At 71.1% G+C, this 15,953-nt stretch carries 16 protein-coding genes; 12 read left to right on the top strand and 4 right to left on the bottom strand.

Going from position 1 to position 15,953, the window contains the following annotated elements; all coding sequences use genetic code 11:
- Positions 1-276: 276 nt before the first annotated feature.
- Both AC068D_RS00910 and AC068D_RS00905 read right to left on the bottom strand, forming a co-directional pair.
- Positions 277-1,386 (bottom strand): sensor histidine kinase, encoded by a 1,110-nt coding sequence (locus tag AC068D_RS00910; protein WP_478820764.1) that lies wholly within the window; start codon positions 1,384-1,386, stop codon positions 277-279.
- A gap of 5 nt (positions 1,387-1,391) precedes the next feature.
- On the bottom strand, positions 1,392-2,087 hold the full coding sequence (locus tag AC068D_RS00905; RefSeq protein WP_478820763.1) for a response regulator transcription factor: 696 nt from the start codon (positions 2,085-2,087) through the stop codon (positions 1,392-1,394).
- A gap of 163 nt (positions 2,088-2,250) precedes the next feature.
- Here AC068D_RS00905 and AC068D_RS00900 point away from each other — a divergent pair, with 163 nt between their 5' ends.
- Positions 2,251-2,661: a VOC family protein gene (locus AC068D_RS00900; RefSeq protein ID WP_478820762.1), complete on the top strand. Its 411-nt coding sequence runs from the start codon at positions 2,251-2,253 to the stop codon at positions 2,659-2,661.
- Here AC068D_RS00900 and AC068D_RS00895 read toward each other — a convergent pair.
- Positions 2,583-3,332 (bottom strand): helix-turn-helix domain-containing protein, encoded by a 750-nt coding sequence (locus AC068D_RS00895; protein WP_478820761.1) that lies wholly within the window; start codon positions 3,330-3,332, stop codon positions 2,583-2,585. The genes AC068D_RS00900 and AC068D_RS00895 overlap by 79 nt on opposite strands.
- A 110-nt stretch (positions 3,333-3,442) precedes the next feature.
- Positions 3,443-4,678 (bottom strand): YihY/virulence factor BrkB family protein, encoded by a 1,236-nt coding sequence (locus tag AC068D_RS00890; RefSeq protein ID WP_478820760.1) that lies wholly within the window; start codon positions 4,676-4,678, stop codon positions 3,443-3,445.
- A gap of 17 nt (positions 4,679-4,695) precedes the next feature.
- Between AC068D_RS00890 and AC068D_RS00885 the strand changes: the two genes are divergently transcribed.
- From AC068D_RS00885 to AC068D_RS00835, 11 genes are all read left to right on the top strand, one after another.
- Entirely contained in the window at positions 4,696-6,345 is a 1,650-nt protein-coding gene (locus AC068D_RS00885; RefSeq protein WP_478820759.1) for an acyl-CoA dehydrogenase family protein, read from the top strand.
- Positions 6,346-6,650: 305 nt separating this feature from the next.
- A complete protein-coding gene (locus tag AC068D_RS00880) occupies positions 6,651-7,934 on the top strand; it encodes a GAF domain-containing protein (protein ID WP_478820758.1) in 1,284 nt (427 codons plus the stop codon).
- A 209-nt stretch (positions 7,935-8,143) separates the two neighbouring features.
- On the top strand, positions 8,144-8,707 hold the full coding sequence (locus tag AC068D_RS00875) for a GNAT family N-acetyltransferase (RefSeq protein WP_478820757.1): 564 nt from the start codon (positions 8,144-8,146) through the stop codon (positions 8,705-8,707).
- A 225-nt stretch (positions 8,708-8,932) separates the two neighbouring features.
- Positions 8,933-9,016, top strand: coding sequence for a putative leader peptide (locus AC068D_RS00870; protein ID WP_361290638.1), 84 nt, complete (start codon positions 8,933-8,935; stop codon positions 9,014-9,016).
- A 125-nt stretch (positions 9,017-9,141) separates the two neighbouring features.
- Positions 9,142-10,839: a nitrite/sulfite reductase gene (locus AC068D_RS00865; protein ID WP_478820756.1), complete on the top strand. Its 1,698-nt coding sequence runs from the start codon at positions 9,142-9,144 to the stop codon at positions 10,837-10,839.
- Positions 10,836-11,015, top strand: a complete 180-nt coding sequence (locus AC068D_RS00860; protein ID WP_478820755.1) for a hypothetical protein — start codon at positions 10,836-10,838, stop codon at positions 11,013-11,015. The genes AC068D_RS00865 and AC068D_RS00860 overlap by 4 nt, the downstream gene beginning before the upstream one ends.
- Positions 11,012-11,713 (top strand): phosphoadenylyl-sulfate reductase, encoded by a 702-nt coding sequence (locus tag AC068D_RS00855; protein WP_478820754.1) that lies wholly within the window; start codon positions 11,012-11,014, stop codon positions 11,711-11,713. Before AC068D_RS00860 ends, AC068D_RS00855 begins: the two co-directional genes overlap by 4 nt.
- Complete coding sequence (cysC, locus tag AC068D_RS00850; protein WP_478820753.1) at positions 11,713-12,303, top strand: adenylyl-sulfate kinase; 591 nt, start codon at positions 11,713-11,715, stop codon at positions 12,301-12,303. The genes AC068D_RS00855 and cysC overlap by 1 nt, the downstream gene beginning before the upstream one ends.
- Entirely contained in the window at positions 12,300-13,253 is a 954-nt protein-coding gene (gene cysD, locus AC068D_RS00845; RefSeq protein ID WP_478820752.1) for a sulfate adenylyltransferase subunit CysD, read from the top strand. The genes cysC and cysD overlap by 4 nt, the downstream gene beginning before the upstream one ends.
- A 2-nt stretch (positions 13,254-13,255) precedes the next feature.
- Positions 13,256-14,596, top strand: coding sequence for a sulfate adenylyltransferase subunit 1 (locus tag AC068D_RS00840; RefSeq protein WP_478820751.1), 1,341 nt, complete (start codon positions 13,256-13,258; stop codon positions 14,594-14,596).
- Between the two features lie 225 nt (positions 14,597-14,821).
- Positions 14,822-15,931, top strand: a complete 1,110-nt coding sequence (locus AC068D_RS00835) for an aliphatic sulfonate ABC transporter substrate-binding protein (RefSeq protein WP_478820750.1) — start codon at positions 14,822-14,824, stop codon at positions 15,929-15,931.
- Positions 15,932-15,953: the final 22 nt, after the last annotated feature.

Genomic DNA, 15,953 nt, shown 5'->3' with positions numbered 1-15,953 from the left:
GCGGCCGGCCGCGTGAGCCGGCACGTACAGGGCGGGTGCCCTGTCGGCCGCCACCACCGGAGCAGGCGGCGGACAGGACGGCGAGGTCCGCCCGGCCGACGGGCGTCGTCGAAGGCCACGAAGGCCCGGGCGCCCGGCTTCGCCGGGACGGGTCCCTCGGCAGCACCCTGCTCCGGCGCCGTGCGGCGGCGGTTCCGCGGGAGCGACAGCGAACCCGGGCGCCATGCGTCGTCCAGCGGCATCGCTGCCGACGCGTCCGGGCGGTTCCGCAGGGCGTCAGCGGGCCGCCGGGAGCGTGACCTCGAAGCGGCAGCCGCCCCTCACGTTCCGCACACCGGCGTGACCCTCGTGGGCCTCGACGATGCCCCGCACGATCGCCAGGCCGAGCCCGGCACCAGCCGGAGGGGTCCTGGCCTCGCTCCCGCGCCAGCCGGTGTCGAAGACCCTCGGCAGGTCCGCCTCCGGGATGCCGCCGCAGCCGTCGGTCACCGACAGCACGACGGAGTCCTCGCGGCGCTCCGCGGCGACCGCGACCGTGCCGTCGGCCGGTGTCCGGCGGATCGCGTTGACGAGCAGATTGGCCAGTACGCGCGTCATCTCCTTGCCGTCCACCTCGACCGGCACCTGCTCGACCAGGTCCCCGACGAGCCGCACCCCGTGCTCGCGCGCGAGCGGATCGGCACCTGCGAGGGCCTCACCCACCAGGTCGTGGACCGACATCCGGGTCGGCGTCAGTGCCAGTGCACCGGCATGGATGCGGGAGAGCTCGAAGAGGTCGCCCACCATCCCGTTGAGCCGGTCCACCTCGGTGCGGATCTGCCTGAAGTAGCGCTCCGGATCCTGGACGACGCCGTCCTCCAGCGCCTCCGACATGGCGCGCAGCCCGGCGAGCGGCGTACGCAGATCGTGCGAGATCCAGGCGACCAGCTCCCGGCGGGACGTCTCCAGCGCCTGCTCCCGCTCCCGGGACGCGGCCAGCTTCGCGCTGGTGGCGGCGAGCTCCCTGCTCAGCTCGGCAAGCTCGGCCGTCGCGGCGCCGTCCGGCGCGGCGAAGCTGCCCGCATCGCCGAACGTACGGGCTGCCAGGGCCAGTTCCCGGCTGCGGGCGACGACCCAGCGGCCGAGCAGCAGTGCAGTGGCGAGCGAGACCACGGCGGCCATCGCAACGACCGTGGTGACGACCGTCAGGTCGTGCGGGGACAGGAACATCGCCCGGGCGACCGCAAGGGTCCCCGCGAGCATCGCGACCACGGTCACCGCGGCGACCACGGTCAGCGACACGGCGACCGACCGGTGCCGCAGCAGGCGCAGGGCGAATGCCCCGATCAGCCCGGCGGCGGCCGCGCCGAGGAACGCGAACAGGGCGATGAGGAGGAAGTCGCGCATGACCGTCACACCCCGTCCGACGGTACGTCGAACCGGTAGCCCACGCCCCAGACCGTCTGGATCAGCCTGGGACTGGCCGGATCCTCCTCGATCTTGCTGCGCAGCCGCCGGACATGGACCGTCACGGTCGACAGGTCGCCGAACTCCCAGCCCCACACGTCGTGCATCAGCTGCTCCCGGCCGATCGCCTCACCCGGATGACGCATCAGATGGGCGAGCAGGTCGAACTCCCTCAGGGTCAGGAACAGTTCGCGTCCGTCCTTGGTGGCGCGACGGGCGGCGTGGTCCAGCGTGATGCCCGCGCCGGCAAGTGGCCCGCCGTTGTGCGGCACTGCGCCGGCGCGGCTGCGGCGCAGCACGGACTCGACCCTCAGGACCAGCTCGCGCGGGCTGAAGGGCTTGGTCACATAGTCGTCCGCGCCGACCTCCAGCCCGAGGATCCGGTCGTCCTCGTCACCACGCGCGGTGAGCATGATCACCGGTACGGGGCCCTGTCCCCGGAGCCTGCGGCAGACCTCCAGGCCGTCCATGCCGGGGAGCATCAGGTCGAGCACCACCAGGTCCGGCCACCGCACGCCCGCCGCCCGCAGGGCCCCGGGCCCGTCGACGGCACGGTGCACGGCGAAGCCGGCGCGCTCCAGATAGCCCGTGACCACTTCGGCGACGGTGGGATCGTCGTCGACGACGAGGATGTTCTGCATGACCCCAGTGTGGTCCGCCCGGGTCCGCCGGTGCCCGGCAGCCCCCTTACGAATCCATGACGGCCTCACCCGGCCGTGACGGCACGGACATGCGTTACGGGCCTGCGCGCGGCACGTCCGATTCGTACAAGACCGCCGCACGGCGTCCCCCTACGTTGGGCTCATGACTCCACGACTCGATGCCGTCGGCCTGGTCGTCGCCGACATGGCAGCTTCTCTCGCCTTCTACCGCCGCCTGGGCATCGACATTCCCGCCGATGCCGACTCCGCCCCGCACGCCGAGGCGACCCTCCCCAGTGGGCTCCGCGTGCTCTGGGACACCGAGGAGACCGTCCGGTCCTTCGACCCCGGATGGACCCGGCCCGAGGGCGGTGACCGTGTCGGTCTCGCCTTCCTCTGCGACAGCCCGGCCGATGTGGACAGGGTGTACGAAGACCTGCTCGCGGCAGGCCATCGCGGCCATCTCAAGCCGTGGGATGCGTTCTGGGGCCAGCGCTACGCGGTCGTGCTCGACCCGGACGGCTGCGGTGTCTCGCTCTTCGCAGCCGCCGGCCCGCCGGACAGCTCCGCGTAGCGGCCGAGGGTGAGGCCGGCCAGGTTGCGCATCTCCCGTGCGAGGTGGGCCTGGTCGGCGCAGCCCGAGGCGAGCGCGGCCGCGGCGAGCGGCGCCCCGGCCCGGACCAGCGCAAGCGCCCGCTGCAACCGCAGCACCCGGGCGAGCGTCTTCGGCCCGTATCCGAAGCCGTCGAGGGACCTGCGGTGCAGCTGACGTGCTCCGAGACCCACCTCGGCTGCAGTGGCGGCCACGCTGTGCCCGGCGTTCAGCCCCTCGGCGACGGCCCTCAACAGCGGGTCGGGGGGCGGCCGGTCCGCGGCATGGCGCAGCGCCACGGCCTCCAGCGCGGCCGGCCGGTCAGCGGCGTCCGTGACACGTTCGGCCAGCCGGCGCACACGTTCCGCGGGCCAGAGGTCCATGAGGTCCACGCGGAGGTCCCGCAGCTCGTGCGCGGGCACGCCGAAGAAGGCGGGCGCCGCGCCCGGAGCGAACCGTACGCCCGCGTAGCAGGCCCCCGTGCCGGGCGGGACGTGCGCATGGGTGTCGGGGCCGGCGACGAGCAGTCGTCCGTCGGTCCACAGCAGGTCCATGCAGCCGTCGGGCAGCACGGGCACGGCCGGCCCGGTACCGGGCTCGATGCGGCTCCAGACCACGGCGCCGTCGAGCAGGGAGGCGCGTTCCTCGTACACACTCCCGAGGCTAAGGTCTGCGGCCGGAAGGATTCACCGGCCGGCGACACGCCCACGGCGACCCGCGGCGTTGCCGGATCCGCCCGGGTACGCCCCGTACGAACCGTGGACTACTCCTTGTCCCCCCGCGGCTCGTTCCCGGCCCGCGGCTCCCTCTCGGCCCGGGTCTCCTTCCGCGGCTCCCTCTCCGCCCGGGTCTCCCTCCCGGCCCGCGGCTCCCTCTCGCCCCGGGTCTCCCTCCCGGTGTGCAGCCGGGACCTCACATCGTCCGGCGGCAGGAACCTCGACCAGCGCTCGGGGAACTCCGACGGCATGTCCCCGTCCCCGTCCGCGTCCTCGCTCTCCCCCACCGCGGCCCGGGCCCGGGCCACCAACTCGGCCGCATGGGCCGCACGGACACGCTCGTTGGCGGCGCGCGCCGCGGCCGTGGCGACCGACGGCCAGACACGGTCGATGGCGGCGTTGACCGCGGCGCCCACCAGGACCGCGAACGCAGAAATGCCGATCCAGAGCAGCACCGCGATGGGCGCGGCGAGGGAGCCGTAGATGGTGGGGCCCTCGACGGTGCTGGTGAGGTAGATCCGCAGCAGGAAGCTGCCGAGCACCCACATCGCGAGGGCGACGAGCGCGCCCGGGATGTCCTCGGCCCAGGGCGATCGGACCGGCACGGACACGTGGTAGAGCGTGGTGAGGAAGGCGATGGAGAGCAGGATCACCACCGGCCAGTACAGGACGCTGACGACTTCCGCGCCGAAGGGGACGAATTCGACGACCCGGTCCGGGCCGACCACCGCGAGCGGCAGCACGACCGCGCCGATCAGCAGCGCGATGAGGTAGAGCAGGAACGCGAGGAGCCGGGTGGCGACGATGCCGCGCTGGCCGTCGAGCCCGTACATGACGGTGATGGTGTCGATGAAGACGTTCACGGCCCGCGATCCCGACCACAGGGCGATGGCGAAACCGATGGAGATGAGATCGGGCCGGCCGACGCGCGTGACGTCCTCCAGCAGGGGCCTGGCGACCTCGTTGACGCCCCGGTCGGACAGCACGGTGCCGGCCGCGGTGAGGATGTTCTGCTGGATGGAGGCGACGGTGGTGGTGTTGGTCCAGTTGTCGACGTAGCCGAGCAGGCCGAGCATGCCCAGCATCAGCGGCGGAAGCGAGAGCAGCGTGAAGAACGCGGCCTCGGCCGCGAGCCCCAGAATGCGGTACTCGATGCAGGAATTGACGGTGTCCTTCAGCAGCAGCCAGGCCAGCCTCCGTTTGGAGACGTTGCGATAGAGGACGCGGACCCGGTGGAGACGGCCGGAGGAGCGCCGCTCGGGTGTTTCGTTTGCTGCCTGCACCTCCTTACCGTAGCGGCATGGCGACCAGCACCCACACAGTGACCAACCAGGCTCCGCCCCTGGTCGGGTACGACGTCTTCACGGCGGACCGTGCGCTCGTCGAGGCGGTCGAGCGGCATCTTCCGCCCGGGCTGCCGGAGACGGCGCGGGCGGAGCTCTCGGAGCTCGGCCGGGCCGCCGGTTCGTCCCAGGCACAGCGGTGGGGGGCCGAGGCGAACGAGAATCCGCCGGTGCTGCGCACCCATGACCGCTACGGCAACCGGATCGACGAGGTGGAGTTCCATCCGGCCTGGCACCGGCTGCTGGGCAAGGCGGTCACCGCGGGGCTGACGAACGCCTGGGGCAGGCCGGGCGGTCATGTGCGGCGTGCGGCCGGTTTCGTGGTGTGGTCGCAGGTCGAGGCCGGGCACGGCTGCCCCGTGTCGATGACCCATGCCGCGGTACCCGCGCTGCGCACGGACCCGGCGATCGCCGCGGAGTGGGAGCCGCGGCTCACCTCCCAGGTGTACGACCAGGAGCTGCGCCCGGCGCGGGACAAACCCGGAGTGCTGTTCGGGATGGGCATGACGGAGAAGCAGGGCGGAAGTGACGTACGGGCCAACACGACCCGGGCGAAACCACTGGCCGCCGAGGGCGAGTACGAGCTGACCGGGCACAAGTGGTTCTGCTCGGCCCCGATGAGCGACGGCTTCCTGGTGCTCGCGCAGGCGGACCCGGTGACGGGACAGGGGGGCCTGACCTGCTTCCTGGTGCCACGGGTGCTGGACGACGGTACTCGGAACGTCTTCGCGATCCAGCGGCTCAAGGACAAGCTGGGCAACAGGTCGAACGCGTCGAGCGAGGTCGAGTTCGACGGCACCTGGGCGCGCCGGGTCGGCGAGGAGGGTCGGGGGGTGCGCACCATCATCGGGATGGTGGCGGCCACGCGGCTCGACTGCGTACTCGGCTCGGCCGCCCTGATGCGGCAGGCCGTCGCCCAGGCCGTGCACCACTGCGGTCACCGCAGCGCGTTCGGCGGCCTGCTGATCGACAAACCGCTGATGCGCAACGTACTGGCCGATCTTGCCCTGGAGTCGGAGGCAGCGACGACGCTGGCGCTGCGGCTGGCGGCGGCGTACGACTCCGGCGGCGAGGCGGACCGGGCACTGCTGCGGCTCGCGGTGCCGGCGGCCAAGTACTGGGTCACCAAGCGGAGTACGCCGGTCGTCGCGGAGGCGCTGGAGTGCCTGGGCGGAAACGGCTATGTGGAGGAGTCCGGGATGCCCCGGCTGCTGCGGGAGTCGCCGCTGAACTCGATCTGGGAGGGCTCGGGCAACGTACAGGCGCTGGATGTGCTGCGGGCTCTGCAGCGGGAGCCCGGGGTCCTCGACGCCTATCTGCGGGAGGTCGGCCGGGCCCGGGGCGCCGACCACCGGCTGGACCGCGCGATCAAGGGGGTGCTGACCGAGCTGGCCGACCTGGAGACCATGGAGGTACGGGCGCGACGGCTGGTGGAGCGGATGGTTCTGGTGCTGCAGGGCTCGCTGCTGGTGCGCTGGGCTCCGTCCGCGGTCGCGGACGCGTTCTGCGCCTCACGGCTGGGCGGGGACTGGGGGGCGGCATTCGGGACGCTGCCGCACGGGCCGGACCTTGCGGCGGTGGTGGAACGAGCGCGCGTGGAGAGGTGAGCGTCGGGGGGGGCGGGCGGCGACCACCCGCCGGCCGCCGCGGGAGCAACCCGGAAAACGGCTGCCGGGTCGCGAAAGAGCCGAAGGTGGTGCTGCGCCGACACGGCACCACCCTCAGCTGATGTCACCTTCATGCAGCGCACCGCTCTTCGCCAGAGTTGCAGACCGTTGCAGGAGATGCGGGAACCGGCCCTGCGGAGGGTGCGCGGGCGGCACGATGGAACCCGACGGCCGGCCCTGCGCGCAGAACCGGTCCGGCACCACAGTCGTTCATTCAGCGCCGCCTGCGGCGGGGGGTACCGATGATGAGGAACACAGCTCTCGACATGTCACGGCTCGCCTCCATGGACGCCGCGCATGCGAACCGCCTGCTCTACCAGGTACGCGCCGCGATACTGGCCGGCCGGCGCCCGCCGATCTCGCCCCGCCCGGTCATCGACGCGTCATGGCAGCGGATGCTGCGGCTGGGGCTCGACCCCGACCGTGACACCAGCAGCGTGCTCCTCGGGCACGACGAGCTGGAGCACCGGCGGCGCGCCACCGTTATCGGCGAGGTCATGCGCACGCTGAGCGGCGGACTGACCGCGGTCGCCGACGCCTCGCTGCAGATCATGGTCGTGACGGACGCTCAGGGCCGGGTGCTGTGGCGCGAGGGCAATGCGGGCGTCATGCGCAGGGCCAACACCATCTGTCTGGAGGAGGGCGCGGCCTGGAGCGAGGACACGACCGGCACCAACGCCATCGGTACGGCGCTTGCCGCACGCCGGCCCGTACAGGTGCACTCGGCCGAGCACTTCGTGCACACGCTGCACAACTGGACCTGTGCCGCCGCACCCGTGCACGATCCGCGCGACGGCCGGCTGCTGGGGATCGTCGACGTCAGCGGGCCGGCCTCCAGCTTCCATCCGGCCACCCTTGCTCTGGTGGACTCCGTGGCCCGGCTCGCCGAGGCCGAGCTCAGGGACCGGCACCGGCGGACCGTCGAGCGGCTGCGCTCGGTGGCCACCCCGATCCTGAGCCGGCTGACGGGCCGGGCGCTGGCCGTGGATCTGCACGGCTGGACGGCTGCGGTGACGGGCATGGCGCCCGTGGACCGGCTGCCACTGCCCAAGAACTTCCGGGCCGGTCAGGTCTGGCTGCCGTCCCTCGGCATGTGCACCGTCGAGCCGCTGCCGGGCGGCTGGCTGGTGTGTCCCGACGGATCCGGTCCGGTGGAGGCCGCGAACCGCGTCGTCCTCGACGTCAGCCGCCCCCGTCGCTGGACGGTCTCCGTCTCCGGGCCCGCGGGCAGCTGGACCCAGGAACTGAGCCCGCGCCACGCCGAGCTGCTGTACGTGCTGGCGAAACACCCGGAGGGGCGCACGGCGGCGGAGCTGGCGGCCGACGTCTTCGGCGACCCGACCCGCACGGTGACGGTGCGCGCCGAGATGTCGCGGGTGCGGCGCCATCTCGCGGGCGTGCTCGCGCACCGCCCCTACCGCTTCAGCGAGGAGGTCGAGGTGGAGGTCGTGCGCCCGCCCCGTCCCGGGGACCTCCTGCCGCATTCCTCGGCCCCGGCGGTCGCCGTCGAGCGGCGTCCGCCGGGCTGAGGGTCCATGGCGGTATTCCTTCTCAGAAGACGTCAGGCCGCTCCTCGGACTGCCCGGCATCGCGCCTGCCCGTGCGGATCAGGAAGCGTATGCCGTCGCCCTGCCCCATGCCCCCGGGTTCCGGCCCGGCGGGATGGCTGACGCGGGCACGACAGCCTCCCTCGGGGCCGTTCTTTGGAGCCCGGGCGCAGGCATGGTTCCCTGGCGGCATGAGCATCGCTGTGACCACGTGGTCCCTGGAGCAGACCTCGCCCGACGACCTGCGCCCGGCCGCCGAGCCCGCGGCGGACGTGCGGATCGTCCGCGCCGAGGTGCCCTCGCCCGAGTTCAGCCGCTTCCTCTATACGGCGGTCGGCGGGGACATCTGCTGGACGGACCGGCTGAGTCTGACGTACGCCCAGTGGGACGAGGCCCTGAAGCGGCCCGGCGTCGAGACCTGGGTGGCGTACGAGAAAGGCACGCCGGCCGGATACGTAGAGCTCGAGGCGCAGGACGAGGGCGTCGTCGAGATCGTCTACTTCGGTCTGATCCCGGCGTTCCGGGGGCGGCGGATCGGTGGTCATCTGCTGGCGTACGGCACCGCCCGGGCCTGGGACCTCGCGGAACGCTGGCCGGGCCGGACACCGACGAAGCGGGTCTGGCTGCACACCTGCTCCAAGGACGGGCCGCACGCGATGGACAACTACCTGCGCCGCGGCTTCACGCTGTTCGACACCAAGGTCGAGGACGAGCCCGAGGCGGACACTCCCGGCCCGTGGCCGGCCGGCGCCTGAGCCCGCCCGGCCCCGATCACCCCGACGGACCCTCCCGAGGACCCGGTTCACGGCCCCGACCGCGGGTCCGCCCCGGGCGATGGTGACGACCGGGCCCGACGACCTGTCCGGGCCCCGGTCGTGCTCCAGGTGACCGAGGACACACCGTCTCGCGATGCGGGACATTGCTGTCCAGATTCTGGATAGCGGTGGACTCTGTCCAAAGTCCCGTGACACGCTTCCGTCATGTCTCGAGCTGGAATTGCCTTGGTGAGTCGGCGGCACGTCGACCTCGGCCGCATGTCCAGCGCCATGTGTCCGGTGCGCTGAGAGCACAGCACACCCCACCCCCGAGACACCCTCCTTTTTTCTGCGCAGCGCAGCGCCGCACCTTGACCGGAGCGCGTATGTGCAGGTCAGACCCGCCCTCCTGCAGTCCCGAAGGACGTATCGTCATGGCCGCCACCCCCGAAAAGCCTGCCACCGCCGCGCCCCGCCGCAAGGCCGGACGCCACCGCGGCGAGGGTCAGTGGGCCGTTGGCCACTTCACACCGCTCAACGGCAACGAGCAGTTCAAGAAGGACGACGACGGTCTCAATGTGCGGACACGCATTGAGACGATCTACTCCAAGGCCGGATTCGACTCGATCGACCCCAACGACCTTCGCGGCCGGATGCGCTGGTGGGGTCTGTACACCCAGCGCAAGCCCGGGATCGACGGCGGAAAGACCGCGATCCTGGAGCCGGAAGAGCTGGACGACGAGTACTTCATGCTCCGCGTCCGGATCGACGGCGGCCGGCTGACCAGCGAGCAGCTGCGGGTCATCGGCGAGATCTCCCAGGAGTTCGCACGCGGCACCGCCGACATCACCGACCGTCAGAACGTCCAGTACCACTGGATCCGGATCGAGGACGTCCCGGAGATCTGGAACCGGCTGGAGGCCGTCGGCCTGTCGACGACCGAGGCGTGCGGTGACACCCCCCGCGTCATCCTCGGCTCACCTGTCGCCGGTATCGCCGAGGACGAGATCGTCGACGGCACGCCCGCCATCGACGAGATCCAGCGCCGCATCGTGGGCAACAAGGCCTTCTCCAATCTGCCCCGCAAGTTCAAGTCCGCCATCTCGGGCTCGCCGCTGCTCGATGTCGCGCACGAGATCAACGACATCGCGTTCGTCGGCGTGAACCACCCCGAGCACGGTCCCGGCTTCGACCTGTGGGTCGGCGGGGGTCTGTCCACCAACCCCAAGATCGGTGTGCGGCTGGGCGCCTGGGTGCCGCTGGACGAGGTCCCCGATGTCTACGAGGGCGTCATCTCGATCTTCCGTGACTACGGCTACCGGCGGCTGCGCACCCGCGCCCGGCTGAAGTTCCTGGTCGCGGACTGGGGTGCCGAGAAGTTCCGCCAGGTGCTGGAGGACGAGTACCTGAAGCGCAAGCTGGTCGACGGCCCGGCGCCCGAGCAGCCCGTACAGCAGTGGCGCGACCACGTCGGCGTCCACAGGCAGAAGGACGGCCGCTACTACGTCGGCTTCGCGCCTCGCGTGGGCCGGGTGGACGGTGCCGCGCTCACCAAGATCGCCGAGGTGGCCGAGCAGCACGGCTCGTACCGGCTGCGGACCACCGCCGAGCAGAAGATGCTCGTCCTCGATGTCGAGGAGTCTCAGGTCGAGTCACTGGTGGCCGGACTCGAGGCGCTGGACCTGCGGGTCAACCCGTCCCCGTTCCGGCGCGGCACCATGGCGTGCACCGGGATCGAGTTCTGCAAGCTGGCAATCGTCGAGACCAAGGCCCGCGGTGCCTCGCTGATCGACGAACTCGAGCGCCGCATCCCCGAGTTCGACCAGCCGATCACGATCAACATCAATGGCTGCCCGAACGCCTGCGCCCGTATCCAGGTCGCGGACATCGGTCTCAAGGGCCAGCTGGTTCTGGACGACAACGGCGACCAGGTCGAGGGCTTCCAGGTGCACCTGGGCGGCGCACTGGGCCTGGACGCAGGCTTCGGCCGCAAGGTGCGCGGTCTCAAAGTCACCTCGGCCGAGCTGCCCGACTACGTCGAGCGCGTCGTCAGGCGCTTCCAGGAGGAGCGCGAGGACGGCGAGCGCTTCGCCACCTGGGCGGCGCGGGCCAGCGAGGAGGCCCTGTCGTGAGCGAGCGCGCGGCCCCCTTCTACTGCCCGTACTGCGGCGACGAGGATCTGCGTCCGAACGAGCAGGGTCACGGCGCCTGGGAATGCGCGGCATGCAATCGGGCCTTCCAGCTGAAGTTCCTCGGGCTGCTCGCCCGCGGAGTCCAGCGGGGCGACGGCGGAGGGGACAGGACATGACGGCGGTTCGGACCACGGACGAGCTGAAGGCGGTCGCCGAGCAGGCCGGGCGGGACCTCGAAGAAGCCTCCGCCCTGGACATCCTGCGCTGGGCGGCCGACACCTTCGGCCCGCGCTTCTGCGTGACCTCCTCCATGGAGGACGCGGTCGTCGCCCACCTCGCCTCACGTGTCCTTCCCGGAGTCGACGTCGTCTTCCTCGACACGGGCTACCACTTCGAGGAGACGATCGGGACGAGGGATGCCGTGGACGCCGTGATGGACGTCAACGTCATCACCCTCACCCCCCGGCAGAGCGTGGCCGAGCAGGACGCCGAGTACGGGCCGAGGCTGCACGACCGCAACCCCGACCTGTGCTGCGCGCTGCGCAAGGTCAAGCCGCTGGAGGAGGGCCTGACCGGGTACGACGCATGGGCGACGGGCCTGCGCCGCGACGAGTCCCCGACCCGGGCGAACACCCCGGTCGTCGCCTGGGACGAGAAGCGCCGGAAGGTCAAGATCTCCCCGATCGCCCGCTGGACGCAGGACGACGTCGACGCCTACATCGCCGAGCACGGAGTCCTCACCAACCCGCTGCTGATGGACGGGTACGCCTCCGTCGGCTGTGCCCCCTGCACCCGCAGGGTGCTGGAGGGCGAGGACGCCCGGGCCGGCCGCTGGGCGGGTCGGGGCAAGACCGAGTGCGGACTGCACGGCTGATGACGACACCCGCCGACGAAGCGACCGACCCGAACCTGAACCACCGGGAGAACCACGTGACTGGGGCCACCATCTGGCTCACCGGACTGCCGAGCGCGGGCAAGACCACCATCGCGTACGAGCTCGCCGGGCGGCTGCGCGACGAGGGCCACCGTGTCGAGGTGCTCGACGGCGACGAGATCCGCGAGTTCCTCTCGGCGGGCCTCGGATTCAGCCGCGAGGACCGCCACACCAATGTGCAGCGCATCGGATTCGTGTCCGAACTCCTGGCGTCGAACGGCGTGAAGGTGCTGGTCCCGGTGATCGCTCCGTTCGCCGACAGCCGCGAGGCCGTCCGCAAGCGGCACGGATCCGAGGGCACACCGTATGTCGAGGTACATGTCGCCACTCCGGTCGAGGTGTGCTCGGAGCGCGATGTGAAGGGCCTGTACGCCAAGCAGGCGGCCGGCGAGATCAGCGGGCTGACGGGCGTCGACGACCCGTACGAGGAGCCGGATTCCCCGGACCTGCGGATCGAGTCGCACACCCAGACCGTGCAGGAGTCCGCGGCGTCGCTGTACGCGCTGCTCACCGAGAGGGGCCTGGCATGACCACGAGCGTCAACCATGTGAGCGGGACCGCCGGCGGTCCGGGGGACGACAGCCCGTACGCGCTGACGCACCTGGATGCACTGGAGTCCGAGGCGGTGCACATCTTCCGCGAGGTGGCGGGCGAGTTCGAGCGGCCGGTGATCCTCTTCTCCGGCGGCAAGGACTCCATCGTCATGCTGCATCTCGCGCTGAAGGCCTTCGCGCCCGCCGCGATCCCCTTCTCGCTGCTGCATGTCGACACCGGGCACAACTTCCCCGAGGTCATCGAGTACCGCGACCGCGTCGTGGCCGAGCACGGGCTGCGGCTGCATGTCGCGTCCGTGCAGGAGTACATCGACGCGGGCAAGCTCCGAGAGCGTCCCGACGGCACCCGCAACCCACTGCAGACCGTGCCGCTGACCGAGGCGATCCAGCAGCACCGTTTCGACGCCGTGTTCGGCGGCGGGAGGCGTGACGAGGAGAAGGCCCGCGCCAAGGAGCGGGTGTTCTCGCTGCGCGACGAGTTCTCGCAGTGGGACCCGCGCCGCCAGCGCCCGGAGCTGTGGCAGCTCTACAACGGCCGCCACGCACCGGGTGAGCACGTCCGTGTCTTCCCGCTGTCCAACTGGACCGAGCTGGACGTGTGGCAGTACATACAGCGCGAGAAGATCGAACTGCCCGAGATCTACTTCGCGCACGAGCGTGAGGTCTTCGCCAGGGGCGGCATGTGGCTGACCTCGGGCGAGTGGGGCGGCCCGAAGGACACCGAGACGACCGAGACCCGGCTGATCCGCTACCGCACGGTCGGCGACATGTCCTGCACCGGCGCCGTCGACTCCGACGCGACGACACTGGACGCCGTGATCGCCGAGATCGCCGCATCCCGGCTCACCGAGCGGGGCGCGACCCGCGCCGACGACAAGCTCTCCGAGGCCGCGATGGAAGACCGCAAGCGCGAAGGGTACTTCTAGACATGACCAGCTCCACCGAGAAGCTGGCCGGGCAACTGTCGGCCACCACTCTGCTGCGCTTCGCGACCGCGGGCTCCGTCGACGACGGCAAGTCCACGCTGGTGGGCCGGCTGCTGCACGACTCCAAGTCCGTGCTCGCCGACCAGCTGGAGGCCGTCGAGCACGCCTCCCGCTCCCGCGGCCAGGAGGCCCCCGACCTGGCGCTGCTCACCGACGGTCTGCGGGCCGAACGCGAGCAGGGCATCACGATCGACGTGGCCTACCGCTACTTCGCCACGCCCCGACGCCGGTTCATCCTCGCCGACACCCCCGGGCATGTGCAGTACACCCGGAACATGGTCACGGGCGCCTCGACGGCCGAGCTGACGGTGGTCCTGGTCGACGCCCGCAACGGGGTCGTCGAGCAGACCCGCCGGCACGCCGCCATCGCCGCGCTGCTGCGGGTCCCGCATGTGGTCCTCGCCGTCAACAAGATGGACCTCGTCGGCTACGAGGAGTCGGTCTTCGCCGCCATCGCCGAGGAGTTCACCGCGTACGCGAGCGAGCTCGGCGTCCCCGAGATCACCGCGATCCCGATCTCCGCGCTCTCCGGTGACAACGTCGTGGACGCGTCCGCGAACATGGACTGGTACGGCGGCCCGACCGTGCTGGAGCATCTGGAGACCGTGCCGGTCAGTCACGATCTGACGGGCTGCCACGCGCGTTTCCCGGTGCAGTACGTGATCCGCCCGCAAACCGCCGAGCACCCGGACTACCGCGGCTACGCGGGCCAGATCGCCGCCGGAACGTTCCGCGTCGGCGAGAGCGTGACCGTGCTGCCGTCGGGCCGGACCTCGAAGATCTCCGGGATCGATCTGCTCGGGGAGGCCGTGGACGTGGCGTGGACCCCGCAGTCGGCGACGCTCCTGCTGGAGGACGACATCGACATCTCGCGCGGCGACATCATCGTGCCGAGCGGTGACGCGCCCGCCACCACACAGGACGTCGAGGCGACCGTCTGCCATGTGGCCGACCAGCCGCTGACGGTGGGCCAGCGGGTGCTGCTGAAGCACACCACCCGCACGGTGAAGGCGATCGTGAAGGACATCCCCTCGCGGCTCACGCTCGACGACCTGTCCCAGCACCCGGCGCCCGGGCAGCTGGTGGCCAATGACATCGGCCGGGTCCGCGTCCGTACGGCCGAGCCGCTCGCGCTCGACTCGTACGCGGACTCCCGCCGTACCGGGTCGTTCCTGCTGATCGACCCGGCGGACGGCACGACCCTGGCGGCCGGTATGGCGGGCGAGGCGTTCGCCACCGCCAGGACCGAGCCCGTCCAGGACGACGAGGGCTGGGACTTCTGATGTCGGTCGACGTGTACGCGACCTTCGCGAAGGAGGGCGGCCGCGTGGGCAGCGGTGTGCTCGGCGCGGGCACCGGAGGTGTTGCGCGATGTGTCCGATGACCGGCGCGATGCCCCGAACGCACCGCAGACGACGACACAGACCTGCCGATCTCCCGGCCGCGTCCCGCACACCCGTGAATCACCGGGGGACGTGAGCACCGGGCCACCGAGAGGAACACCTCCCGTGCCTGCCACCCGTATCACTCCGCGCCGCAGCGTCCTCGCAGCCGCCCTCCCGCTGCTGGCCGTGGCGCTCACCGCCTGCGGCTACGGCTCCCAGGCCGCCGACGGCGACAAGAAGACCGAGGTGGCCGCCGAGGGCAAGAAGCTCTCCGCCGACACCGTGAGGATCGGCTACTTCCCCAACCTGACGCACGCCACCGCTCTGGTCGGCGTCCAGGAGGGTCTGATCGCCGAGGAACTGGGCGGCACGAAGCTCGCCACCCAGACCTTCAACGCCGGACCGTCCGAGATCGAGGCCCTCAACGGCGGCTCGATCGACATCGGCTTCATAGGCCCCTCTCCCTCCGTCAACGCCTACGCCAAGTCCAAGGGCGAGGCCCTGCGGATCGTCTCCGGCTCCGCATCCGGTGGAGTGAAGCTGGTCGTCGACCCGGACAGGATCAAGACCCTTGACGACCTCAAGGGCAAGAAGATCGCCACCCCGCAGCTGGGCAACACGCAGGACGTGGCGTTCCTCAACTGGATCTCGGAGAAGGGCTGGAAGGTCGACGCCGAGAGCGGCAAGGGTGACGTCTCCGTGGTCCGTACGGACAACAAGGTCACCCCGGACGCCTACAAGTCGGGCTCCATCGACGGCGCCTGGGTGCCGGAGCCGACCGCGTCGAAGCTCGTGTCCGAGGGCGGCAAGGTCCTCCTCGACGAGACCGCACTGTGGCCGGACAAGAAGTTCGTGATCACGAACGTCATCGTGTCGCAGACGTTCCTCGAGGAGCACCCGGACGTCGTCGAAGCGGTCCTGCGCGGAACGGTGAAGACCAATGCCTGGATCGACGCCAACCCGGACAAGGCCAAGGCCTCCGCGAACGCCGCACTGAAAAAGCTCAGCGGCAAGGAGCTGTCTGCCGAGGTCATCGACCCGGCGTGGCAGTCCATCCGGATCACCGACGACCCGCTGGCCGCCACCCTCCAGGCGCAGGCCGACCACGCCGTCAAGGCCGGTCTGCTGGACCGGCCCGATCTGAACGGCATCTACGACCTGACGCTCCTGAACAAGGTGCTGAAGGCCGAGGGCCGGCCCGCGGTGGGCGACGCCGGACTCGGCGCCGAGTAAGTCCTGCCCGACCGCATTCCTT

This window comes from Streptomyces sp. NPDC043861 (assembly GCF_056435905.1).
The sequence above is the reverse complement of the archived record's forward strand: the minus strand, read 5'-3'. Positions and strand labels throughout refer to the sequence as shown.